Raw genomic sequence first — 25,220 nt, 5'->3', positions numbered from 1 at the left:
CTCCCACCGGGCCGGCTTTCTGTTGCGCCGAACGGCAGGCGGCCGCCCAGGGATCCCTGGGCGGCCGCTTCCATTCCTGCCGGCAGAAGCTCAGTCGATTTTCAGGATGGTGAAATCGAAAGTGCCGTCAGGTGCGGGCGCTTTCGCGTCGTCCTTTTTCATCGGATCCTTCGGAGACGGAACTTTCTGAACCGGCGCGTCGGTGAAGGTGACATTGAGCGGCACGCCCGGAACCGGCGCGACTGCATCCGGATCGCCCAGGTGGAAATCCATGTAGGCCGGGGTCTGCTTGGTCGCCGGCGCGACGCCTTTCAGCCGCTGGTTCAGCTGCCTCGCTTCACTGGTGTCGGGCCCCAGCTGCGTCGCGCGCCGGGCGGCAACTTCGGCTTCGGCGAGATGCCCGAGATCGAGCGCGAGCTTGCCGAGCAGCACCCAGGCATTGAGCGAGCGGTGTTCGAGTGCCGTCGCCTTGCGCGCCCAGAGCAGGGCGGGTTCCGCCTTGCCGGCACCGGCCAGGGCCCGGGCGTAATGATAGACGACGGTAAATTTCTTGCTGTCATGCTCGACCGCCTTCGCCAGTACTTCGACGGCGTCGACATAATTGCTGCGCGCGACCAAGACGGCGCCAAGATTGGCGAGGATCTCGGGGTCATCCGGCGCCATGGCATCGGCGCTCTTCAACGTCGCTTCGGCAATGTCGAGCCTGCCGAGATTCATCTGGCAATTGGCGATCCGCTTCAGGTTGCCAAGTTCCTGTCCGGCCAGCGCCTGCACGCGCTCATAGGCGCCGCAGGCGCCGTTGAAATCCTGGGTCTCCGCCAGCGCGTCACCCAGACGACTCCAGGCGGCGACGTAGCCCGGCTCCAGCGTGACCGCATGCCGCGCTGCCTCGGCCGCCTTGTGCGGCTGTTCGGCACCCAAGAGGCAGGCCGCAAGATTTTGCCAGTAGAGCGCCTCCGAGGGCTTCAGTTCGGTCGCACGGCGGAGCATGTCGATGCCCTCCGTGGCGCGGCCCGTGCTGCCCAGGGCCATCCCCATCATGTGGAGCGCCTCGGCATTGTCGGGATCGACCGAGAGCAGATAGCGGAGGACCTTCTCGGCCTCCTGCCAGCGGCCGGACTGGGCGGCCGCCACCGCCTGGTCGATCAGGACCTGGGAGGTCGCCGCATCGGCGCGCCTGGTATCGGCGGTCCGCAGGTGTTTCGCCGCGGTGCGGCGGGATTTGCGATTCATGTCACCCTACCTCAGCTCCCACGAATTTGCGCCGGCGCCAGAGCGCAACCGACCCCGCCCGTGACGTGTCCCGGCTGGTCACCACCTAGGCCTGGCCGATGGCGGCGCGCACGGCCCGCGCGATGGTATCGTCGCCGCCGGTCTGCTGGCAGATCGTGGTGACGTTCTTGTACCACAGTTGCGGCGTCTCCGGAGCCCCCCAGCACCAATGGTCGACCCGCGACACGGGCTTGACCACCCGCTTGCCGAGATGGGCCGCCAGATGGGCGGTGACGTCATTGACCGCGATCACCGCATCGAGGGCCGCAATCTGGGCCGCCGCCGACGCCAGGCTTTCGGCCCCGCGCGGGTCGATGATCATGTTGCGCCCGGTTGCCGCCAGCGCATCGAGTTCAGCCTGGCGCGGGCTGTGCTGCAAGGCCACGACCGCCACGTCCTCGGCATCGAACAGGCCCAGCCAGTCGGTCAATGCGGCCTTCAGCGCGCCGTCGCCGCCGCGCCAGCTGAGGCCGATCAGGCGGCGGCCCGGCATGACCTCGCGATACTCGGTTTCGAACTGCCGCGCCAGGCCAGGGTCGACCGGCAGGCGGAAATTCTCGCTGGACGCGAAATCGGCCGCCGATGCGCGGTAGCGCGCGGCAAGATCGCCGAGACTGGTCTGGATCTGGATGCGCTTCTCGACGATATCCTTGGGCTGCAGCGTCTCCTGGGGGACGAAATCGATCTTGGGAAAGAGCGTCCGCAACAGCGGCAACAGGTTGGGATGGCATTCGGCGAGGATGTAGCGCGCTTCGGCCATCGCCTGGTTCAGCAGCGGCGCAAACAGCAATTGCTCGCTCATCGAGCGCTCGGCGCGCAGGAATATGCGCTTGCGCTTGAGATGGGCGCCGTTCCATTCCGGCGGATAGTTCTTCGGATCGATGGTCTCCAGGTGGCGCGGCAGCCGCCCCGGGGCGACGCCGAAGCGCCAGCCGAAATGCTGCCAGCCGGTTTTCCAGTCGCGCTGGCGCAGAGCTGCCTCAGCGGCCCCGACATGAGCCACCGCCGAGGTGGGGGCAAAGGCCAGCGCCTTGGCATAGTTGCTGCGCGCCAGATCCCATTCGCCCTGGGCTCCCAGCAGCTTGGCCAGGTTGACGCGGCTTTGAACGTGATTGGGTTTCATGCGCAGGACGCGCGCGAAGAAATCGCTCGCCTCGTCGAAACGCTCCAGGCGCATGAGTACGCGCCCCATCGCAATCAGCGCCGCTTCGCTGTCGCCGAACTGGCGGAGCGTGTCGCGCGCCAGCCGCTCGGCGCGCTCATGCTCGCCGGCGGCATTCAGCGCCACGGCCAATTCCGCCCGCAGTTCCGCGCGATCCGGCGCCAGTTCGATCGCCCGGGCGAGGATGGCGACGGCGTCCTCGGCCTTGCCCACCTTCATGGCCGCCTGGGCGATGCCGTGCAGGGCGACATCCTTGCAGGCGTCCTCGGCCAGCAGCATCCTGCAGTAATCCTCGTTCTCGGAAGTGCGCCCAAAGCGCTGCAGCGTCTCGGCGCAGCGCCGCAGCATGGCGATATGGGCGGCCTGCAATTCGCCGGCATCGAGGCCGGCGACCATGCTGCCGACATTCTCGACTAGGCCTTCCCAGGTATCGCCCCTGTGCTGCCGGAGCAGGCGCAGGGAATCGTACCAGATCGACTTGTCGCCCTCGGTCAGCCAGCGCCAGTCGGAATTGATCGGCAGCATGGCCCAGACCGGCTTGCCGAGACCGGCGGCATAATGCACCGTGCTGTTGTCGACCGAGATGACGATGTCCATCGCCGCCACCTGGGCGGTGAACGGGTCCATGTTGCCCATCGCATCGACGCTCTGGTCGTGCAGGACCTCGATGCCGAATTCGGACTTCAGGTCCTCGATGTCGCGCGCGACATCGCCGTATTGCAGGCTGACGAAGCCGCAATTGGGATTCTTCAGGATCGGCAGCCAGTTCTCGAGCTCCAGCGACCTGACGGCAGAACTGTCGCGATTGCCCGAGCGCCACGAAATTCCGACCAGGATCTTGCCCGGGAACTGCGCCTGGTACTTCTTGCGCAACCGCTGCAGCAGGCCGGGATGCGGAATAAGGAAGCCGGCGCGGCCCGGCAGGTCGCGGTAATCCTCGCCCATGACATAGGCGAGATCGCCGGCCGCCACCTTCGCCTTGACGTCGCCCTTGCGCCAGTTCGGCGGCAGGTTGACCCGGTCGATGATCTCGAAATCGGGGAAACTGCGCTGGAACAGGGTGGTCTGGCGCGACGTCACCTCGAACACGATGTGATTGGCCCGCTCGCGCACCGGGATCATGTGCCCGGCATACATGATGTGGTCGCCGACACCCTGTTCGGCATAGATCACCAGCTTGCCGTCCCGGACATCCTCCCCCTTCCAGTCGGGGCAGGGAAAATCCAGCTTGGCGCCGGCCTGGTCGCGGGCCCAGCGGCACTCCATCTTGGCCATGGCGTCTTCGAAGCGGCCGAGCCGGAACAGATTGAGACAGCGCGACATCTCGAGCTGCGGCTTGTCCGGAAACTGCGCCGCCAGCTTTTCGATCATGCGGTGCGCTTCTTCGAAGTCGCCATCGGCGATGATGGTATGCATCAGCGCACTCTCGGCCTCGGAATCATCCGGGTGGCGCTGCAGGTATTCGTGAATATAGGGCGCGCATTCCTTGACGGCGTCGGCCCAGTTGTACAATTCCTTCATGTCGCGAATATCGGTGATGTCGCCCGTCCTGGCCCGTTCCATCAGCCAGTCCTGCGCCGCCTTCTGCATGGCAGGGTCAGGGATCGCCGCAGCGATCCGTTCCTTGACGACCATCGAGCGCACATGATTGGGATCCAGCCCGATCGCCTTGTCGACCAGTTGCAGGGCCTCCGACAGGCTCTTTTCCTGGCGCAGGATGGCCAGCGCCAGATAGCAGAGAATGTCCGCCTCGTCGGGTTCGATCGCCAGGATGCGGCGGCTGAGCGCCTCGATCTCCCTGAACTGGCGCAAGGCGACGCGGGCGCGCAGCAGGTTGATCAGGATCTTGAGATGGTTCGGCGCGCGCTCGAGGCCGGATTCATAGGCCTTGACCGCCGTCAGCGCGTGCTTGGCATTGAACAGCAGGTCGCCCAGCGCGTGATAGGCCTCGATCCGCTCGGGATTGGACTTGATCGCCCGGCGCAGGGTCAGTTCCGCCTTGGCGGTCTCCTTCTCGTCGCGATAGATGATCCCCAGATTGAACAGCGCGGTATCGTTTTCCGGTTCGATTTCAAGCACTTGCTCGAGTGCCTGGCGTACCTTGGCCAGCTTTCCCTGGCGATGGTACTGGGCCGAATCCTGCAGCAGTTTCTGGACCCTGGCCTGCGCCTCGCGGCTCAGCGCCGGAGCCGGTTTCGGCGCCGCCGCAACTGGCTGGACCGGACGCGCGAGGGCACCCGTCTTGCCGCCGGCCACTCCCTGGCCGGTAAAATCGATGATGTCCAGCATCGCATCCATGACACTTCGCTCCTGCCCAGGCATAATCTGCACCCCTCATGCACATCCTGTACCAGCCGGATCCGGTCTAGATCGGCAAAATTAACATTTTGTTAATCCTAAGTCATTGAAGAATCGGCAGGATTTTCCCCCTGATCGATCTTGCCTAGGCAATTCTTGCCGTGCCCGGCAACAATTGCCCAGCCAGCGCCGGATTGGCCCCCGAAAAACCGCCAAATACCGGGAATTCGGCAGAATTTTCCATCTGGCAGGGAAATTGCTTCCTAGATCCAGCCGCCCGCATTCCGCTTGCGGCCGTTGAAACAAAGTTTCAGCGCAATTTGCCTCCAAAGGGAGCAATTTCATGGCAACCAACGACGTCCAGCTTACCGCTGGCATCCGCAGCAACCTCCTGCTGCTGCAACAGACCACCGTCAGCCTGGAGCGCACCCAGCTCCGCCTGGCGACCGGCAACAAGATCAACAGCGCACTCGACGGCCCGGCAAGCTTCTTTGCCGCCAAGGGCCTGACCCAGCGCGCGGGCGATCTGAACGGCCTCAAGGACGGCCTCGGCCAGGCGATCAGCACGATCAAGTCTGCCGATACCGGCATCACCAAGATCGAGGAACTGGTTGAACAGGCCCGCGGTCTGACCACCCAGGCTCTCGGCTCGTTGGGCACCGACGCTTCGTCCGTCGCACTGCGCAACAACCTTGCCAACCAGTACAACTCGCTGCTGCGCCAGATCGACCGCCTCGCGGCCGATTCGGGCTACCAGGGCAAGAACCTGCTGGTCGGTTCCGGTCTGTCGCTCGACGCCACGGCTTCCTCGAAGGCCTTGGTCAACGCCCTGCCCGGCATCGGTGGCGCCCGCGTCACCAACGTCGTCTCGGCGGACGAGTACAAGATCTCGGTCACCGGCGAGGGCACCGTCTCCGGCTCGACCGCGGACATCGCCCGCGCGCAGACCGACCGCGGCATCTCGAACCTCGAGATCAGCGGCTTTGCTTCGACCACCCGCTTCAACTACGATTCGGTTTCGATCAAGCTGACGGGCGGCCAGGGCAAGGACAAGACCTTCACGGTCACCGAAGGCAACGAGACGGTCACCCAGACCTTCACGTCGCTGGATTGGCAGATCGCCCAGTCCAATGGTGTCACGCTGCGCTTCGCGCACAGCTTCACCACGGGCACCAATGTCAGCTTCGACGTCGATTTCGACGCCATCGAGGACGTGCCGGATACCGCCGGCGTCGGCACCTCGGTGATCGAGAAGAACGTCGATCTGCAGCTGATCGTGACCAACCAGAACGGCGAAGTCATCACCCGTGATGGCCTCAACCTTCTGGGCCAGAGCAAGCTGGCCAATGGCGAGAACGCGTTCGCGTTCGATTCCGGCACGGCCCGTGTCTCCGTCGACGAGCGCGCCCTGCTGCAATCGTCGAAGTACGACGCCAAGGTCGGCCTCGCCTATGGTACCGGTGCGACCGCCATCAGCGAAATCAAGGTGGCGAGCGTTTCGACGGTCTCGGCCAATACCACGGTTTCCTTTGCCGTGGTCGGCACCTCGTTCGACTACGAGACCGGCAACTTCACGCAGTTCAACATCACCGCAACCGACACCGAATCGGGCACCTCCGTGTCGCTCGCCTTCAGCGTCGGCCAGACCAGCCGCGAATTCGCCTTCGCCGGCCTGATCTCGGGTGATGCGGAAGCGTCGGTGGCGTTCAACGTCAGCGAGCTGAAGTTCGTGGCCTCCGCTGCCTCGGCCGACCTGACCGAAGTCAGCAACACGATCGAAACCAACGGTATCAATGTTGGCCTCATCGGCATCACGAGCGCCAGCAGCTTTACCGACAATACGGTGACCAGCATCAACATCGCCGTCACCGACCTGACCTCGACCTCGGCCACCTTCCAGTACACCGACGAGTTCGGCGGTACGGCGTCGGTGACCATCACGCTGTCCGGCTTCTCGCTGGCGGCGGCGTCCACGCTGACCTTCAGCGTCCAGGGCGGCCTGAACAGCGGCGCGGTCTTTGCCTTCTCGCTTTCGGCGACGACACTCGTCGAAACCGGGCAGGAGATCAACTACAAGGTCCGCGGCGAATTCACCGCCGAACGCGAAGTCTTGTTCGATGTCCGCAAAGCCAATACCGGCGATACGGCCACCATCAAGACCCAGCAGGTGACCGATGCCAGTGACGCCAACAACCTGCAGGTGCAGCTCAACGAGAACAACACCAGCAACGTCACGGTGATCAGTCAGAACGTTCAGACCAACGGTCAGGGATTGAAGCTCGACTTCGCCCAGAACGGCTGGAACGACCGGGCTGACATCGACAATGCGATCAGGCAGTTGGATGCTGCAAAGCTGACACTGCGTGCCGCATCGTCGAACCTCAGTACCAACCTCAACATCATCCAGACTCGAGAAACCTATACCGCGGAGTTCTCGAACGTGCTGATTGAGGGTGCCAACAAGCTGACCGCGGCTGACCAGAACGAAGAGGGCGCGAACATCCTGACGCTGCAGACCAGGCAGCAGTTGGGTACGATCTCGCTTTCTCTGGCCAACCAGGCGCAGCAGGCCATCCTGCGGTTGTTCTAACCGCCGGTGGTTGGGTAGGATCGGGCAGCGGCGGCGTCGCCGCTGCCCGTCTCCCCCCAGGCAGCCTGATGGCTGCCGACTGAGGTATCATCGAAGAGCGTCGTGGCGTTCGATGGGTTTCAGGAGAACGACCAAAGGGGTGACAGGCTAGGTGCCAGAAATGCCGGAGGCCTGTCTTGCCACTCAAGTTCACCCTGCGACCCGGGGAAAAGGTAATTGTTAACGGTGCCGTCATCGGACGGGGCGAGGAACCAGGAAGTTTCTATCTCTTCAACAAGGCCAATTTCCTGCGCGGCCGCGAGGTCATGAAGGAAGAAAAGGCCGATACGATCGAGAAGAAGCTCTATCTGATCATTCAGTTGATCTACCTCTTCCCGGAAGATGCGCCTGGAAATCTTGAGAAATTCGAGATCATCCTGGCGGAAACCATGCGTCACCGGCCGGATTCCCTGACCGAGCTCACCGAGGTGGCACGGTTAGTGCATTCTGGGGACTATTACCGGGCCCTCAAAGCGACGGCGAAGCTCTTCTAGACGAGTTTCTAGGGATAAGCGGGTCGCTGGCCGGATCAGATCCGGCCGGAGCAACCCCCGGAGGGAACAAGAATGAAGGCAGCGGTCGGTTACGCCAGTCAGCCGAAGGATATGGACCCGCGCAGCACCGAGGCCTGGGCGCTGGCCGAGGCGTCGCGCCGCCTGATGGCGGCCGCGCGGATCATCGATGACGCCGGCGAGAGCCTGCGCGCGGCCCTCATTCTCAATCAGCGGCTCTGGTCGATCTTCCAGGCCTCGCTGATCGACCCCGGCAACGAATTGCCCAAGGAAATCAGGGACAACGTCCTCGCCCTGTCGGTCCTGATGGATCGCCACATCATGCAGCGCCTGGCCGATCTCGACGGCAGCAAGATCCAGCCGATCATCGATATCAACCGCGCCATTGCCGAGGGCCTGTCGATGACCCCGCCGGCGGATTCCGCGCAACCGGCGGCGCCGCGATCGACGGAAGCCCCCTTGGTGGGCAGCCAGGCCAGGCCCGTCATGAACGTGACCGCCTGACGGCCACTGAACCGGAGAGCCGACGATGTCGACCGCAATCACCGCAGCCCCGACCGGATTGCTGACCAGCGACACCTCGTCGCTGTTCAACACCACCTCGGGCGCGAATAACGCGGCGACGACCAGCGGGCCGGACCTGTCCGGCATCACGGACGAGATCACCGAGATCATCGACCAGATCAAGCTGTCCCAATCCGGCCAAGTGCAGGAGTTCGAGAAGACCAGCTACGACGTCCGGATTGACAACAACATGACGGCACGCGACATCGGCGTGCTGCGGAAGAACAATTCGCGCCTCAACCTGTTCAGCGCGCTGTCGCAGTCTGACGCCGTCGATGTGTTCAAGTTTCGCATCAACACCACGGCGGCAACCAAGCTCGGCACCCTGATCGCGGACCCGACCTACAAGGACCAGCTCCGCGTCCAGGTCTTTTCCAAATCGAGCGGCCAGCTGCTGGTCGACAGTGATCCCAAGGCCGGCGACGCCTATGCCCGCTACACCGTCCTGCGGGAAGGCAGGCTGGAAATGAAGCAGGGCGACTACATCATGCGCCTGTCGCGCATGCCCGGGGCCGATCCCAACATGAAGAACAACATCCAGTATGCGGTCCAGTTGACCCAGGGCACCTATGTCAACGATTACGACACGATCGAACAGGGCTATAACCCCAACCAGGACCAGTTCGGCTTTTCGACCAGCCTGGGCGCCGGCACCGACGCGTTGATCAGCAGCCTCAGTTCCAGCTATTCCTTCATCGCCAACCTGCCGGCGATCGGCACCTCGGCCACCAGCAAGCTGAACGGTGCCCTGTACGACGCGTTGTTTTGAGAGATAACGGAGTTTCGGCGATGTCCGGACAGACCTACGAGCAGCCCCTGCGCATCTTCATCGGCTATGACCACCGCCAGGCGGTCGCCTACAACGTGCTGCAGTTCAGCATCCTGCGCCGCTGCTCCAAGCCGGTTGCGATCACGCCACTGGTTCTCCCCACCCTGCCGATGACCCGCAAGGGCCTGACCCCCTTCACCTTCAGCCGCTTTCTCACCCCCTGGCTCGGCGGCTATCAGGGCTGGGCGATGTTCATGGACATCGACTATCTGTGCCTTGCCGATCTGGCCGAGCTGTTTGCCCTGACCGACGACCGCTACGCCGCCATGGTCTCGAAGAACGTGAAGCGGTTCGAATGGGCCTCGATGATCCTGTTCAATTGCGGCCATCCGGCGAACCGCATCCTCACCCCGGACTATGTCGAGGATCCGAAGCAGTGCAAGGCGCCGCACGGCCTCGACTGGCTGCCGGAGGAACTGGTCGGTGACCTGCCGCGCGAATGGAACCACCTGGTCGGCTATGACCCGCCGCGCAGCGACGCCAAGCTGGTGCATTACACCCAGGGCATGCCGATCTTCCCGGAAACCGCGGGCAGCGAATACACCGAGGAATGGAAGGCGGAACACCAGGCCGCCAACCAAACCCGCGGCTGGCAGGAACTGATGGCGCATTCGGTGCACTCGGCGAAAACGGCCGGCGGCGGCCGCGTCGCCAAGCTGCACAAGGACGCCATCCTCAGCAACTGAGGGCCACGCCCGCAGCAACAAAAAGGGCCCGGATTTCCGGGCCCTTTTTTCGTTCCGGCAGCGCTCGACCGGCTCAGACCGGCTCGACCAGGACCGGCTTTTCCGGCTTGCGCTCCACCAGGACCCAGAATCCCTGGGGCATCTTCTGGAAGACCGTGAGGTCGAAGCGTTCCATGAATTTCGGCAGCCACCAGGAGGGCGGCTCCTGGATCAGATGCGCGTTGCGGCCGTCCGGCAGGATCTTGATGGCCGGACCGGTATGGACGGTGAAGAAGCCGCGCTTCATCACCAGGCGTTTCAGGTGGTCCAGTACATTGTCCAGGAAATCCGGCTCGATATGCTCCAGCACGTCGATGCAGCAGACGAAGCCGCAGGGGCTGGGCTCGGCCGCCCATTCCGGCCGCGCCGGGTCGTAATGATGGATTTTGAGCGGCGTCGAGATGATCTGGCGCAGGGTCTCGCCGAGGCGCCCCTTGCCGGCGCCGTAATCCAGCAATTCGGTGGTCCCGGTCTGCTGCATGATCTTGGCGACAACGGGGGCGTATTGCACCGAAGCCACCCCGTAATTGGGGTTCTCGTGCAATTTCTCCTGCATGCGCCGGTATTCTTCGCTGATCTGTCCGCTGGGGCTGGCCATCTGTCGCTCCATCTCTGACGTGCCAAGGCTGCCGGATAACCAAGCAGGAAGCATGCCACGGCCCGGCATTTAATGCCCGGCAATATTTAATGTCCGTGATTCCCGATGGCACGGATTATGCTGACCAAATCTGGACAATTTGTTAACGCCCCCCTACGGTTGAGGTAATGGCATGCTCCAGATGCTGGCAGAGACAGAGCCGAGGCGACCGAATATGCAGATCGACCCGCGCGTCATCGAGGCGGTGAAGCGATACGATGCCGGCATGCCGGTGATCGGCATTCCCTACAAGGGCAAGAAGCTGCGCTATGCCCTGCCGGGCAAGACTCCGCTCTGGCGGGTGCAGACGCTGTTCACCAAGGAACCCTCGACCATCGAGTGGCTGGAATCCATCGAGATGGGCGGGACGCTGCTGGATGTGGGCGCCAATGTCGGCATGTATACGGTGTTCGCCGCCGTCATCCGGGACGCCCGGGTCTTCGCCTTCGAGCCCGAATCGCAGAACTACGCCCTGCTCTGCCGGAACATCGTCAGCAACAGCCTGTCGGAGCGGGTGACCGCCTTCTGCTGTGCGCTGTCGGACGAGGCCAAGTTCAGCACCATCCACCTCTCGGACTTCACCATCGGCGGCTCCTGCCACAGTTTCGACGAATCGGTCGATTTCAAGCTGGAGCAGCGCAAATCGCCCTTCATCCAGGGCTGCTTCTCGGCCCGGATCGACCAACTGATCGCGGATGGCGTGATGCCGGTCCCCAGCCACATCAAGCTCGACGTCGACGGCTTCGAGCACAAGGTGATCGCCGGCGCCGCCGAGACGCTGCGCAATCCCGCCGTGAAGTCGCTGATCATCGAGATCAACCCGCATCTGGCCGAGCACCGCGGCATTCTGGACCATTTGTCGGAACTGGGTTTCAGCTATGATCCCGCCCAGGTCGCGCGGGCGGCACGCACCGAGGGCGCCTTTACCGGAGTGGGCGAGTATGTTTTCCGACGTTAAGTTCCACCTCATCTACCGGATCGCCAATGCCCAGATCCGGACCTATCCCTTCGCACACATCTATGTCACCGACGTCTTCCCCGCCGGCTTCTTTCAGGAATTGCGGCGCAACCTGCCGGCGCATGAGGAATATGCCGTCCTGGCGGATACGGGCCGTGTCGGCACGGGCTATTCCCGCGCCCGCCTCTCCCTGTTCCCAAGCGATCTCGACAAGACCAACCTGGCCCCGGCGCAGCGGGATTTCTGGCGCCACATGTTCGAGACATTGGGCGACGGCGAGTTTTCCGGCGCGGTGTTCAACCTGTTCCGCCCCTATATCGAGGGGCGCTTTCGCGACACCGGCAAGGGCGGCGGGCGCGGGCTGAAGGTCTGGCACGAGACCTTCCTGATGCGCGACATGGAAACCTACAGCCTCGGCCCCCATACCGACAACATCACCAAGCTGGTTTCCATGCTGTTCTACCTGGCCGAGGACGATTCCTCGCAGGAGCTCGGCACCGCGCTTTATGTGCCGAAGGACCGGCGCTTCACCCAGGAAGGCGGGCCGCACCTCGACTTCGAGGATTTCGACCATGTCTACACGGCACCCTATGCACCCAATGTGGTCGTGTCCTTTCCGAAGACGGCTGCCTGCTTCCACGGCGTCGAGCCGGTCAAGGGGCCGAAGAAACAGCGCGACATCCTGTTTTTCGACCTGAAGGGCAAGCTGGAGGAGAAATAGTGCCGGCCCCGACGGCTTTGTCGTAAACGGCGTCAGGACGCCCGGCGGTGCCTCACGCGCTATGGCCGAGCCGCTCGGCGCGATAACCGCCGGAAAGAATGTTGCGCCACCAGCCCTGGTTGTCGAGATACCAGCGCACGGTCAGGTCGATGCCGGCATCGAACCCGATGGTCGACCGCCAGCCGATTTCCGCCTCGGCCTTGGCCGGATCGATGGCATAGCGGAAATCGTGGCCCGGCCGGTCGCTGACGAAGGCGATGCGGTCTCGGTAGGAGCCGGCGGCGAGCGGCTGCAGCCGGTCGAGCGCATCGCAAACCGCCCCGACCACGTCGATGTTGCGCCGCTCCTGATGGCCGCCGATATTGTATTTCTCGCCCGCGCGGCCGCCCGTCGCGACAGCGATCAGTGCCGCCACATGGTCCTCGACATGCAGCCAGTCGCGCACGTTTTCGCCGCTTCCATAGACCGGCAGCGTATCGCCGGCCAGCGCCCGGATGATCATGTGCGGGATGAGCTTTTCCGGAAACTGGCAAGGGCCGTAATTGTTCGAGCAATTGCTGACGATGACGGGCAGGCCGTAGGTTGCATGCCAGGCCAGCGCCAGATGGTCGGACGCCGCCTTGCTGGCGGCATAGGGTGAACTCGGCCGATAGGGGCTTTGCTCGGTGAAGCAGCCGGTCGGGCCCAGGCTGCCATAAACCTCGTCGGTCGAGACATGGACGAAGCGGAACGCGTCCCGCGCCGCGACGGGGAGCCCGCGCCAGTACTGCAGCGCAGCGGCGAGCAGGCGCTGGGTACCCACCACATTGGTTTCGATGAACGCCTCCGGCCCGTCGATCGAGCGGTCGACATGGCTTTCTGCCGCCAGGTGAAAGACGATCTCCGGCCGGAAATCGGCGAAGGCGGCGTCGAGTGCGGCGCGGTCGCAGATGTCGCTGACCGAAAGCCGGTAATGCCTGTCATGCGCCACGGGCGCAAGGGAATCGAGACTGGCGGCATAGGTCAGTTTGTCGAAATTGAGCGTCTCGCACCCTTCCCGCGCCACCAGGCGGCGGCAGAGCGCCGAACCGATGAATCCCGCACCACCGGTCACCAGGACCCGTCTGCCGCCGATCGCCATGTTGCTCCTGCACTTTGACCTGAAGTCGGCATCTTCTTAACACAGCCGCCTTGCCGCCGGGCACCCGGCAGTTTGTGCCACGACGCGGAACCTTTCGCCCCGGCGGCACCCTCCGCGCCTGGCACTCACTTTCCCGGAGCAGGACTAATATTTTGGCAAACAACGATAATTTTCTTGGCCCGTTGTTTGCATACCGAGCCCCCAGAAGGAATCCCATTGCGCCAAACGGGTGAGGTATCTGATGAGCATTCTCGGGGCCATGTTCACGGCGGTCAGCGGCGTCAACGCGCAGTCGCGGTCGCTTGGCCATATTTCCGATAACATCGCCAATTCGCAGACCACGGGTTACAAGAAGATCGACACCCGTTTCGAGACGCTGATCACGGTGTCGAATGCCGCGCTCCACCAGCCCGGCGGCGTCATCGCCTCGCCCTCCTATGCCAACGCACTGCAAGGCAACGTCAATCAGACCCAAAGCATCTCGAACATGGCGATCAGCGGCCAGGGCTTCTTCATCGTCAGCCGGCCGACGATCCAGAACGCCAACCAGACCCTGTTCGACGAGATCCAGTACTACACCCGCGCCGGCGACTTCGAGGTCAACCGCGACGGCTATCTGGTCAACAACGGCGGCTACTTCCTGAACGGCTGGGCAGTCGACCAGGATACCGGCGTGCCCGACACCGCCAGCCTGGCACCGATCCAGATCGTCCAGACGATCGATGCGCCCGAACCGACCTCGGAACTCGAATTCGTCGGCAACCTGCCAGCCTCATCCGTCGTGAACCCGCAGCCGCCGCTGGCGCCCACCAACATCCGGGTCTATGACGCGCTCGGCAATCCGCACACCATTTCGCTCGAATGGGTGAAGCGCGCCGACAATCTCTGGCAGCTGGACATCATCGCCGCTGACAGCACGCTGGACCCGGTGTCCGGTACCATCGTCGGCGTCAATGACCAGAACATGGCCATCGCCAACACCACGGCCAATGTTCCGGCAGTCGCCCAGATCGACACCTTTACCATGCCGGCCGACGGCCTTGCCTTCGGCCAAACCCTCTCCTTCACCATCGGCTCTAATTCCGTCACCGTCACCGCACCGGTCGGCGGCTATACCCAGGCCCAGGTGGGGGCGGCCCTGGTTTCGGCCATCAACGGCAATCCCGGCCTGGCCGCCCAGGTCACCGCCGGCAACCTCACCGCCACCACCTTCGACGTCACCGCCGACGATCCAGGCACGCCCTATACCGCCACCCTCGGCGGAACCGGCTCCGGGCAGACGACCGTGGTCGACTTCCCGGGTGCCATGAATCCCGGCGACGACGTGACCATCACAATCAACGGCAACCCGATCACGATAACGGCGCCGCTCGCCGGCTACACCACGGCCCAGGCGCGCGATGCGCTGATCGCCGCCATCAATGGTGACGTCACCGTCGGTCCGCTGGTGACCGCCTCCATCGTCGACGGCGACACCCTTTCGATCAATGCCGATGCGCCCCTTGGCACCTTTGCCTTTGCCTTCACCGATGCCGTGATCACCTCTGGCAACGTTACCAACACCGACTTCCTGGGCGCTTCCAGCGCCAACACCACGCCGAATGGACTGCCGACCGCCCAGGTCGACACGGTCACCTTGGCCGGCACCGTCGGACCCAGCGAAATCGGCGATACCTGGACCGTCAATGTGGGCACGCTTTCGATCAACTACGTCTCCAACGGCACGGAAACCAGCCTCAACGACGTAGCCCAGGGCATCGCCAACCTTATCAATACCAATTCCGCCCTTGGCGTCACCGCCACGGCGCTTGGTGGCACCATCCAGCTGACGGCGATCGATGCCGGAACACCCTTCACGGCGACCGTAAGCGCCACCAACGGCTCGGCGGATGCCTTCATCGACGTGCAGTTCGGCACCGGCACGGCGGCCGGCATGCTGGTCGGCCTCAGCAACGCCTACAACATTACCGGCAACGCAACGACCCCGACGGCACAGAGCCAGGGCGACGACGCCATCATCACCTTCCAGGTCGATTACGGCGTCGGCCCGCAGACCATCGAACTGAACCTCGGCCAGTTCCAGACGACGGTCGGCGTCACGCAGTTCGGCGGCGAGACGATCGACGTCCGCCGTTTCACCCAGGACGGCCTGCCGCAGGGCATCTTCAAGGACCTGACTATCCGTGACAACGGCGATGTCGAGCTCAACTACGACAACGGCAATACCCGGGTCTACTTCAAGATACCGCTCGCCCAGTTCTATGATCCCAACAGCCTGAAGCGCGAGACCGGCCAGGCCTTCACCGAAACCTTCGACAGCGGCTCGGCGCGTATTGCCGGTGCCGGCGAGAACGGCGGCGGTAGCCTGCGCGCCAGTGCGGTGGAAGGTTCGAACGTCGACATCGCCGAGGAATTCTCGAAGATGATCGTGACGCAACGATCCTATGCCGCCAATACCCGCGTCATCACGACGGCTGACGAGATGCTGGCCGAGGTCATCAACATCAAGCGTTAACCTGATTTAGAGGACGGATCAGACCGCCATGTCACTGACCGGCGCCCTCAATGCCGCGATTTCCAGCCTGCGGGTCAATCAGGCCAACATCCAGGTCCTGTCGGCCAACATCGCCCGTGCCAACGACCCCAATTACACCAAGAAGTCGCTGTCGCGGGAATCGATCTATCTCGGCGAAAACCAGGTCGGCGGCGTGGCCATCGCCAACTATGCCTCGGCGGTCAACGACAGCCTGCGCAAGCAATGGGAAAGCCTGATCGCGAAGGACGGCACGACCAGCGCGCAGAACAAGTACATGCAGCAGTTGCAGCAGGTCCTCGGCACCAGTACCGACCAGGCCGGCCTGCCCACGCTCTATACCCAGTTCCTGACCGCGTGGCAGAACCTGCAGACGTCGCCGGATTCCGATGCCGCCCAGCAGATGGTGATACAGTACGGCGACCAGCTGGCCGACGAGGTTGCCCGGATTGCCGGCGCGGTCGATGCCATCGACCGCGACATCAAGACCGACATCGAGGGATCGCTCGAGGACTTCAATGGCCTGCTGGAGAAGCTGTTCGAGGTCAATCTGCGCCTGCGTTCCTCGCAGAGCGGCAGCGCCGGCCAGACCGAACTGATCGACCAGCGCGATGCTCTCGTGCGGCAGATCTCGCAATACGCCGACGTGCGGACGGTCGAGCGCGAAAACGGCGCCATCGCCGTCTTCACCGCCTCCGGCCTCAGCCTGATCGACGGTCCGCCTTCGCGCTTCACCTATGACGGGGTCAACATTTTCCGCAGTGACGACCCGACGCAGGCGGTCGACCTGCTGTTCCGGGACGGCAAGCTTCGCGCGCTGCTCGACCTGCGCCTCGACAACAGCGCCAAGGGATTGCCGGCCAGTTCCGACCCGGCGACCGAGATCATCCGCAAGATGCGCTCGCAGCTCGATGCGGTCGTCTCGGTGATGACTACCACGATCGGCCAATCGACCACCTTCAGCGCCGCCTATGACGGGGCCGGCAGTTCGCTGCGCATCGAGGCATCCTTCCAGACCACGATCGCGGCAACCCCGGCTTCGGCCCAGCACTCGACCGTATTCCTCGCCGGCGACCTCAGGCCTGGTGACATCTTCGAGGTGGAGATCAACGGCAAGATCTTCAGCTACACGGCGCAGGAGACGGATACCTCGCTCGACCAGATCGCGGCGGGCCTCGCCGCCCGGATCAATACCGATACCACGCTGGGCGTGACCGCGATCAACGGCGTCGCCTCGCTGCAGATCGTTGCCAATGCCAGCGACGTCCCGTTCTCGATCCTGTCCCGAGCCAATGGCGAGTTGCCGGAACTGCGCAGCAGCTTCTTCACCGGCACGGACCGCTATACGTTCCAGGTCAACCAGGCCCTTCTCGACGGCACCCAGCAGCTCAAGAAGAACGCCGCCAACGATGTGGTAAATGCACTCAACGCGACCGACCGCACCTTTACCGCCGCCGGCATCGCCCTCTCCGGCGTTTCCTACAAGGGCATCTTCACCGGCATGGTAGGTACCTCGCTGCTCGGCGCCAAGTTCATCCTGGACCAGAGCAAATTCAACGCCGAAAGCGTGACGCAGACCGAACAGCGCTACCAGGCGGATGTCGCGGTGAATCTGGACGAGGAAATCGCCAATCTGCAGGTGCTGCAGAACGCCTATGCCGCATCCGCCCGTTTGATGACCGTGGTGCAGCAGCTGTTCGATACGCTGCAGGCAGCGGTTCGCTAGTGGCGAGGTGAAATCATGACAGTGAACGCATACAGCACCTACGCCACCTATCTCAGCAATGTCGCCGGGTTCAAGAACCTGCAGACCTCTCTGGCGGACCTGACGCAACAGCTCAGTTCACAGAAGAAGTCGATCAGCCTGGTGAATTACGGCGTCCAGGGCAGCCAATTGCTGAGCCTGCGCACCGAGATCCAGCGGCGCGAGGGCTATATCGAGGCCGTCAAGGTGACGCAGACCGACATCAAGGCCTATGACCGGATCTTCACCGACATGGAGAAGATCGCCGCGGATCTGAACACGGCACTTCTCGACCCGATGACCGAGCCGCCGCAGGCGCAGCTGAATACCATCACCCTGGACGGCGATCTCGGCGACGTCGGCGACGTCTATCGACTGGTCGTGGACGGGCAGTTGTTCACCTATGTCACCTCCGGCGTCGAGGGCAGCGTCGAGGATGTGAGCAGGAACCTCGCCGCCCAGGTCAACGCGGCCTTCGGTACCCGCATCACGGCGGTCGCCGACGGCATCAGCCTGAAGCTGACCGGACGAGTCGCCGGCGACGCCTATTCGGTGTCGACCTCGATCAACAATGTCGCCGGCGGTGCCGAGAACACTATCATCTCGGAATTGACCCGAGCCAGCCGGCTGTCCCCGATCATCGGCCAGGTCGACGGCGCCCTCGCCAATCTCAACTCGCTGCTCAACGAGCAGGTCAATGACCGCTTCCTGTTCGGCGGCGTCACGGCCAATGACCGGCTGCCGGTGGTCGATTTGCGACGCCTGCCGGACCCGTCCGGCAGCGCCAATGCTGCCGCCAGTTCGACCCTGCAGCAGCTGGCACCCGGCACGATCTTCCAGCAGGTGCGCATCACGACCGATTACATCGGCGCCGGCCAGTCCCAGACCTTCACCATCAACGCCGAGATATTCACGCTCAACGGTCCGTTGACGGCCCAGGAAACCGCCGACCAGCTGCGCACCGCGATCAATGCCAACGTGCCGCTGACCGGCGTTGTCACGGTCAGCGATGTCGACGCCTTTGGCCTCACCCTCACCGCGGATGTCGCCGGCACGGCCTTCAGCGCGGTCATCACCGGAACCGACCCAACCCCGGCCACAGTCGACGTGGTTCAGCCGAACGTACCGCTGGGCGCCACGCAGGTCGACAGCATCCAGCTGTCCGGTCCGGTCGGCATCATCAACGAGGTCTTTAGCCTGACAGTCACCGATCCGCCAACGCATCCGCTGCCGGTGACACTCAGCTATCGCACCACCGGCGACGAGCAGAGCCTGGACGAGATCGCGCAGAAGCTGGCCAATCAGCTGGCGCAATACCAGCCGGCCTTCAATGTCACTGCAAGCCTCGCCGGCAATGGCGAGATACGCCTCTCCTCGGCAACCGCCTTCACTGCCCATGCCGCGGTCCAGAACGCTGCCGAGGTGACGACTGCCCAACGCACGGTGGTCGCCGTGGCCCAGGAGGAAAGGGTCGAATTCGACGGCCCCTTCGGCGATGCCGGCGACATCTACGAGATCACGTTCACGGCACCGGTGGCTGGCCCCTTCACCGTGACCACGACGTCGGTCGACGACGAGCTGTCGGTCGCGCAGAAATTCGTCGGCATCATCAACGCGGCGGCAATCGGGGTAACCGCCTCGATCAAGAGCGGCAAGCTGACCCTGACATCGGACACGCCGGGAACGCCGTTCACCTATACGGCGGCCTTGACCACCGATGTTGGACAGGTCTCGGCGGCGCCGACGACAACGACCACCATCGCCAATATTCCGGCAGGCCCGCTGCCGCAGATCGACCGGATCGACCTCTCCGGCCCGGTCGGGCGCAAGGGTGATGCCTATGAGCTGACGGTGAACGGCCGCACGGTACGCTATGTCACCGATGGCAGCGAGCGGGACATGGATGCCATCGCCATCCATCTGACCGCGCTGGTCAATGCGGCAACGCCACCGATGGAAGTCACTGCGACCGCCGGGGCAACGGGCTCCGGCTCGTTCTCGATCACCGCCACCACCCCGGGCGTGGTCCTTGAAACCACTCTCAACGTGATCAAGCCCTTCACGGTCCCCAATCCGATTGCCCCGGACTACAACGAACACCAGGAACCTGGTGATTCCGCCAATGCCTGGCAGCGCAGCCGGGTGACGATCGCCGACCAACTGACCATCCGCAGTTCCTTCTCGGCCAACGAGACCGCGATCCAGAAGCTGCAGCTGGCCCTGCGCTACGCGCAATCGGCCATCAACGACCTTGACAATTACCAGGACAAGATCGAGGTGGCGCGCGGTCTCGCCCGAGAAGCACTCGAGGGATTGCGCGCGCTGCACGCCGACAACACGGTCAACGACGCGGTCATCGGCGCAACCTTGTTGTCGCACCAGACGACCATCAACCTGTCCAAGGACGGCTCGGCAAAGATCGAGGCGGTCGACGCGGCCGAGGTTGCGGCCAAGCTTTCCAGTGTGCAGCTGCAGCTGCAGGCGGTGTTCGCCGCCGTGGGCACCACCAGCCAGCTGTCGCTGGTCAACTTCCTGGCATGAGAGAGACGATCGAACAGATGGACAGCAGCAAGATCAGCCAGTTCTTCGGCCTGGCACCGCGCCTCGGCAATGCCTCCGGAAATGCGGGCACGGAAAGAGGCGGCTTCGCCGAACTGATGTTCGGGATCATGAACAAGCGGGCCAGCACGGTACAGCAACCGGTGGCGCCGAGCCGGGCAAACCCCTATCTGGCAAGCGACCGCGCGGTTGGGACATTGGCCGGTACTGCCGTTGCAACCCCGGGCGCCGGCGCCCCGGCAAGCTGCGGCGTGATGCGATGCGCACCGGGAGCGGATTCCCGGGCTGATTTGCGGACCGGCGCGGTACCGGCCTCCGGCGAGAGATCGCCGGCACACGGGACTGTCACCGTCGACGACACGGAGCGCGGCACCCGGGCGTCGGCGGAGACGGCGGAGCCCGACGAAGAAGTAACGCCGGCCGGAGCCGGCAGCGACGTGGCGAGCGAAGGCGAGGCCACGGAAGCGGACGACACCACGCCGCCCGAAGGCGAAGAGGGCCAGGCGGAGGATGGCGATCCGTTCGCGGCGGATTCCGGTGCCGACATGGGTGACAGCGGCGAGTGGGCGGCAGCGCAGCTGCCGACGCCGCAGCCATCCCAGCCCGGTACACCGGCGCCGGCGCCGGCACCGGCAGCCGCCGCAGCCGCAATCCCTGCCGAAGCTGCGGCACCAGTCGCCGCCGCCGACGACGATGCCGGCTTGGCTGGCAGATTGCCGGTCGATCTTGCTGGCGACATTGCCGGGGAACCGCTGCCCGATACCGAGGTTGCGGCAGAAGACGGCGATGCGGCGGGTTCGCAACAGGCTGAGGATGCCGCGCCGGGCGAGATCGCCGCGGCGCCAAGATCCGCCGGACGCATGGCATCGGCCGAGGGCGGGACACCGACAGTCTTGCCGGTCGATTCCTGGGATGACGCCGCCGCCCAGGCCGGCCTTCTTTCAAGGCGCGGCCAGAGGCCGAGCGAAGACCAGGCCGCCATGTTTCGCCAAATGCAGCAGGGGGCACAGCACGAGGCGCGGCAGCGTAGTGCGGCCGCCGGCCAGGGCGCCGCCAGCCAGGGCGCCGCCGGCAATGCGGCCCAGATTGGCGCCAGCGGCTCACCGGCCGGCGCGGCCAATGTTCCTGCCGGTTCGCCCCTCGCGGCTGGCCAGGCGCCGAGCACGGTCCTGCCGCCGGGCCTGTCCTTCGATACGGCCTTCGGCCAGTCATCGGGCCTGCCCGGCTGGCAGCTGCATCTCGCCCAGGGGGCGGCATCGCGGCGGACGGATTTCGTCGCCAATCTGCGCCAGCACCTGCAGAATCTGCCGGCCCATGAGCAGGTGGCGCTTGGCATCCAGCGAGCCGCCCGCGAGGGTGGCGGCCGCATCTCGCTCCAGCTCTCACCGGCGGAACTGGGCCGCATCCATGTGAAGCTCGAGATCGACCGGGAAAACAACGCCCGCGCCAGCGTAACGGTGGAGCGCCCGGCGACGCTGGATTTGCTGCAGCGCGACAGCAGGGCGTTGGAACGCGCCTTGCAAGAGGCCGGGCTGAAGATGGACCGGAACGATTTGAACTTCAGCCTGCATGGCGGCGAACGTGACTCCTTTGCCCAGGAATTCGGCAGTGACGGCGGGCAGCAGGCGGCGCGTGGCAATGGCGCCCTTGGCGAGGGCGAGGATGAGCCGACGCCGCTGGCCGGCCGCACGGATGTGCTGGCGACCGGCGACGGCATGGTGGACGTGCAGATCTAGCCGGGTTCGGATTTGCCGGCATTGGACTTGGGAGTGAGTGACGATGGAAATCCCCAGCATCAGCGATACGCTCGATAAGCTGCGGGCGGAAAACGCCGCCGCGGCCAAGGCCAGCGGCGGCAATGCCCTCGGCGATCTGTCCGAGACCTATGACAATTTCCTCCTGCTGCTGACCAAGCAGTTGCAGAACCAGGACCCGCTGTCTCCCATGGACACGGCGCAGTTCACCGAGCAGCTGGTCTCCTTCGCCTCGGTCGAGCAGATGATCCAGCAGAACGCCAAGCTGGACCAGCTCATCTCGCTGCAATCCTCGACCAATGCCTATGCCGCCGCCAGCTTCATCGGCAGCGACGTTGCCGTTGCCAGCGACAAGCTGATGTTGAGCGACGGCGAGGTCCGCTTCGACTACACGCTGGATACCAATGCCAGCAAGGCGGTCCTCAACATCTATAACAGCAACAACCAGTTGGTGATGGTGATGGACGCCAACAAGACCGTCGGCACCCATCGCGCGCTGTGGGACGGCACCGACTACTTCGGCAACCAATTGCCGGACGGCGAATACCGCGTCGCGGTCGCCTATGAGGACCAGGCCGGGAGGTCGTACACCGCCGATATCACCTCCTATGGCACAGTCGACGCCGCCGAGATCCTCGACGGGCAGGTCCTCCTCAACATCGGCAGCCTGCGCATTCCCCTTGCCGACGTGACGAAGATCATGCGCGGCGCCGGCCAGACCGCCTGACGAGGGAATTCCTCGGACCAATGGAGATGCCACGTCGGAACCGGATCCCCGTCGACGATGGGCGGCATTTTATCCTTATTTTACATGGCGATGATTGCTCGACTGAGGCGAATGCGGATGCAGTTTAGGACTTTGTTAAACGGCCATGGCGTATGAATTGGCGGACATGGATCGGCAACCGGGCGCGGTAGCCGACGGAAATATGCGGATAGCCATGGCGCAGAGACCGGACATTACCGACGCAGATGCCGATCTGCCGAAAAGCTTGGACGATCTGCCGCCGCCCGGCACACGACGCTGGGTCATCCGGCGCAAGGCGGAAGTCGTCGCTGGCGTTCGTGCAGGACTAATTTCCTTGGAAGAAGCTTGCCAGCGCTACTCCCTCTCGGTTGAGGAGTTCCTGTCCTGGCAACGGTCGATCGACCGGCATGGCCTGCGCGGCCTCAGAACCACCCGCATTCAGGACTATCGGTCTATCGACCGCAGTTCACAGGACGAAAAGTCACCACATTCATGAGAGGCTCGGGTAATATTCCTTAACGCGCTGTGGATAAGTAGATTTTGTTAACCATATCAGCTACCTAGCTGGGCACTTTTTGCAGCCCTCTAGGCAAAAACTTCCGCCCATTAACCTCTCATTAAAGCCTCGCCCCTAGACTTCCCCCCGTCGGCCCGCCGCCTTTCCGGGGAGTTTTGCCCGAACATAAGCAATTCGTCGAAAATTTTAGTATATAAAATTTTAGTCGAATTCGTGCGGCCGAGTCGGCAAATACTGCCTAGAGGAGCGAGGGCAACGTGAATCCATTGCTGGAGACCTTACGCAATCTCGGCCCCCTGCGTCTGGCCGCCTTGGGGGCGACTGCGCTGGCCCTCATCGCCTTCTTCTTCTTTATCGGCGCCCGCCTCACCTCGCCCGGCATGTCCCTGCTCTATGGTGGCCTCGATTCCACGGATTCTGCGGCCATCGCGGCGCGACTGCAGGAGCAGCAGGTGCCCTTCGAGGTAAAGGGCGACGGGTCGCAGATTTATGTCGCGGCCGATCGCGTCGGCCAGCTGCGCCTGGTCATGGCAGGCGAGGGCCTGCCCAATGGCGGTACCGTGGGATACGAGATATTCGATCGTCCCGGCGCCCTCGGCACCACGAATTTTGTTCAGCAAATCAATCAGATGCGCGCACTCGAAGGCGAATTGGCGCGCACCGTCCGCGCGCTGCGCCAGGTCAAGGGCGCCCGGGTCCATCTGGTCATGCCGAAGCGGGAATTGTTCTCGCGCGACCGGGCCGAGCCCTCCGCCTCGGTGGTGGTCACTCTGCAGGGGACGCTGGAAAAGGAACAGATCGCCGCGATCCAGCATCTGGTCGCCTCCTCGGTTCCCGGCATGAAGACCAGCGCCGTCTCGATCATCGACGACAAGGGTCGCCTGCTGGCCCGTGGCGGCGCCGAGGGCGAGCTGACTCAGCTCAATGCCGAGGAAATGCGCCGCTCCTACGAATTGCGCCTGACCCAGTCGATCGAGGAATTGCTGAGCCGGACGCTGGGGCCCGGCAAGGTACGCGCCGAGGTGACCGCCGAACTGGACTTCAACCAGGTCACCACCAATACCGAGACCTATGACCCTGAAGGCCAGGTGGTGCGCTCCACGCAGACGGTCGAGGAAAACGAGCAGAGCCAGGAGCGCGAACCGCAGAACAACGTCACCGTCGCCAACAACGTGCCCAATCCCCCGGGTGCCGCCGCCGGTGCGGAAACCTCGGCCAGTTCGACGCTGCAGCGGACGGAAGAGACCGTCAATTTCGAGATCTCGAAGACAAGCCAGACCGAGGTCAAGCACAGCGGCGACGTGCGCAAGATCTCGGCGGCGATCCTGGTCGACGGCACCTATACCGCGGATGCCAACGGCAACCAGGCCTATGCCCCGCTTCCGCAGGAAGAACTCGACAAGATCGCCACCCTGGTGCGCTCCGCCATCGGCTACAATGCCGAACGCGGCGACGTCGTCGAGGTCATCAACATGCAGTTTGTCGCCCCCGAACTGCCCGAGGAAGTTTCCCTCCTGGGCCTCGACAAGACCGACCTGATGCGCATCGCCGAACTGGTCGTGCTGTCGCTGGTCGCTATCCTGGTGCTGCTGCTGGTGGTGCGCCCCCTGCTCAACCGTGTGCTCGCCATTCCGGGCGCAGCACCCGAGCAATTCGCCCTGGCTGGACCCGGCGGCGCAGCGCTGCCGCCGGGCGCCGCCGCGGCGCTGGCCCTGCCCGGCACCGGAGGCGCCGACCTGGCTGCCTTGCCTGGCGCCGATGGCGGTACGCTCGGCGACATCACCAATATCGCCAACGAGATCGAGCAGATGATCGACATCAACCAGGTCGAGGGCCGCGTCCGCGCTTCGTCGCTGAAACGCATCTCGGAACTGGTCGACCAGCACCCCGAGCAGGCGGTGAACATCATGCGCCAGTGGATCTACCAGGAAGCCTGAG

The 25,220-nt window shown here is 63.9% G+C and carries 18 protein-coding genes; 14 read left to right on the top strand and 4 right to left on the bottom strand.

From position 1 onward, the window contains the following. Nucleotides 1-90 precede the first annotated feature (90 nt). Together A8950_RS04545 and A8950_RS04540 are read right to left on the bottom strand one after the other, a co-directional pair. The gene (locus tag A8950_RS04545) at nt 91-1,233 is read right to left on the bottom strand and encodes a tetratricopeptide repeat protein (protein WP_133612399.1); all 1,143 of its coding nucleotides are present in this window, start codon (nt 1,231-1,233) and stop codon (nt 91-93) included. A gap of 85 nt (nt 1,234-1,318) precedes the next feature. Next, nucleotides 1,319-4,732: a tetratricopeptide repeat protein gene (locus A8950_RS04540; RefSeq protein WP_166644997.1), complete on the bottom strand. Its 3,414-nt coding sequence runs from the start codon at nt 4,730-4,732 to the stop codon at nt 1,319-1,321. A gap of 343 nt (nt 4,733-5,075) precedes the next feature. Here A8950_RS04540 and A8950_RS04535 point away from each other — a divergent pair, with 343 nt between their 5' ends. From A8950_RS04535 to A8950_RS04515, 5 genes are all read left to right on the top strand, one after another. Beyond that, the gene (locus A8950_RS04535) at nt 5,076-7,322 is read left to right on the top strand and encodes a flagellin N-terminal helical domain-containing protein (protein WP_133612397.1); all 2,247 of its coding nucleotides are present in this window, start codon (nt 5,076-5,078) and stop codon (nt 7,320-7,322) included. 176 nt (nt 7,323-7,498) lie between these two features. After that, on the top strand, nt 7,499-7,855 hold the full coding sequence (locus A8950_RS04530; RefSeq protein WP_133612396.1) for a flagellar biosynthesis repressor FlbT: 357 nt from the start codon (nt 7,499-7,501) through the stop codon (nt 7,853-7,855). Nucleotides 7,856-7,927: 72 nt separating this feature from the next. Further along, entirely contained in the window at nt 7,928-8,377 is a 450-nt protein-coding gene (gene flaF, locus A8950_RS04525; RefSeq protein WP_133612395.1) for a flagellar biosynthesis regulator FlaF, read from the top strand. A 25-nt stretch (nt 8,378-8,402) separates the two neighbouring features. Beyond that, the gene (locus A8950_RS04520; protein ID WP_133612394.1) at nt 8,403-9,206 is read left to right on the top strand and encodes a hypothetical protein; all 804 of its coding nucleotides are present in this window, start codon (nt 8,403-8,405) and stop codon (nt 9,204-9,206) included. Nucleotides 9,207-9,226: 20 nt separating this feature from the next. Next, nucleotides 9,227-9,952, top strand: coding sequence for a hypothetical protein (locus tag A8950_RS04515; RefSeq protein ID WP_208109732.1), 726 nt, complete (start codon nt 9,227-9,229; stop codon nt 9,950-9,952). 73 nt (nt 9,953-10,025) lie between these two features. Here the strand turns inward: A8950_RS04515 and A8950_RS04510 are convergent, their stop codons facing one another. Further along, nucleotides 10,026-10,589, bottom strand: coding sequence for a class I SAM-dependent methyltransferase (locus A8950_RS04510; RefSeq protein WP_166644996.1), 564 nt, complete (start codon nt 10,587-10,589; stop codon nt 10,026-10,028). A gap of 214 nt (nt 10,590-10,803) precedes the next feature. Between A8950_RS04510 and A8950_RS04505 the strand changes: the two genes are divergently transcribed. Both A8950_RS04505 and A8950_RS04500 read left to right on the top strand, forming a co-directional pair. Continuing rightward, nucleotides 10,804-11,586, top strand: a complete 783-nt coding sequence (locus tag A8950_RS04505; protein ID WP_166644995.1) for an FkbM family methyltransferase — start codon at nt 10,804-10,806, stop codon at nt 11,584-11,586. Then, on the top strand, nt 11,570-12,307 hold the full coding sequence (locus A8950_RS04500) for a hypothetical protein (RefSeq protein WP_133612391.1): 738 nt from the start codon (nt 11,570-11,572) through the stop codon (nt 12,305-12,307). Before A8950_RS04505 ends, A8950_RS04500 begins: the two co-directional genes overlap by 17 nt. 52 nt (nt 12,308-12,359) lie before the next feature. Here A8950_RS04500 and rfbB read toward each other — a convergent pair whose 3' ends face one another. Next, a complete protein-coding gene (gene rfbB, locus A8950_RS04495) occupies nt 12,360-13,427 on the bottom strand; it encodes a dTDP-glucose 4,6-dehydratase (protein WP_133612390.1) in 1,068 nt (355 codons plus the stop codon). Nucleotides 13,428-13,668: 241 nt separating this feature from the next. On the opposite strand from rfbB, the gene A8950_RS04490 reads away from it, so the two are divergent. The 7 genes from A8950_RS04490 (at nt 13,669) to fliF (ending at nt 25,219) form a co-directional block, all read left to right on the top strand. Beyond that, the gene (locus A8950_RS04490; protein ID WP_133612389.1) at nt 13,669-15,942 is read left to right on the top strand and encodes a flagellar hook-basal body complex protein; all 2,274 of its coding nucleotides are present in this window, start codon (nt 13,669-13,671) and stop codon (nt 15,940-15,942) included. A 28-nt stretch (nt 15,943-15,970) separates the two neighbouring features. Further along, the gene (locus A8950_RS04485) at nt 15,971-17,686 is read left to right on the top strand and encodes a flagellar hook-associated protein FlgK (protein WP_133612388.1); all 1,716 of its coding nucleotides are present in this window, start codon (nt 15,971-15,973) and stop codon (nt 17,684-17,686) included. Nucleotides 17,687-17,701: 15 nt separating this feature from the next. Further along, nucleotides 17,702-20,245, top strand: a complete 2,544-nt coding sequence (locus tag A8950_RS04480) for a hypothetical protein (protein WP_133612387.1) — start codon at nt 17,702-17,704, stop codon at nt 20,243-20,245. Nucleotides 20,246-20,262: 17 nt separating this feature from the next. Next, a complete protein-coding gene (locus A8950_RS04475) occupies nt 20,263-21,999 on the top strand; it encodes a flagellar hook-length control protein FliK (protein WP_166644994.1) in 1,737 nt (578 codons plus the stop codon). Between the two features lie 43 nt (nt 22,000-22,042). Beyond that, entirely contained in the window at nt 22,043-22,744 is a 702-nt protein-coding gene (locus A8950_RS04470) for a flagellar hook assembly protein FlgD (protein WP_133612385.1), read from the top strand. Between the two features lie 145 nt (nt 22,745-22,889). Next, a complete protein-coding gene (sciP, locus tag A8950_RS04465; RefSeq protein ID WP_456073073.1) occupies nt 22,890-23,261 on the top strand; it encodes a CtrA inhibitor SciP in 372 nt (123 codons plus the stop codon). Between the two features lie 278 nt (nt 23,262-23,539). Next, the gene (gene fliF / locus A8950_RS04460; protein ID WP_133612384.1) at nt 23,540-25,219 is read left to right on the top strand and encodes a flagellar basal-body MS-ring/collar protein FliF; all 1,680 of its coding nucleotides are present in this window, start codon (nt 23,540-23,542) and stop codon (nt 25,217-25,219) included. Nucleotide 25,220 lies beyond the last annotated feature (1 nt).

Source organism: Dongia mobilis (genome assembly GCF_004363235.1).
Taxonomy (GTDB): Bacteria; Pseudomonadota; Alphaproteobacteria; order Dongiales; family Dongiaceae; genus Dongia; species Dongia mobilis.
Note: the sequence above shows the minus strand (reverse complement) of the source record. Positions and strands in the feature narration are given on the sequence as shown.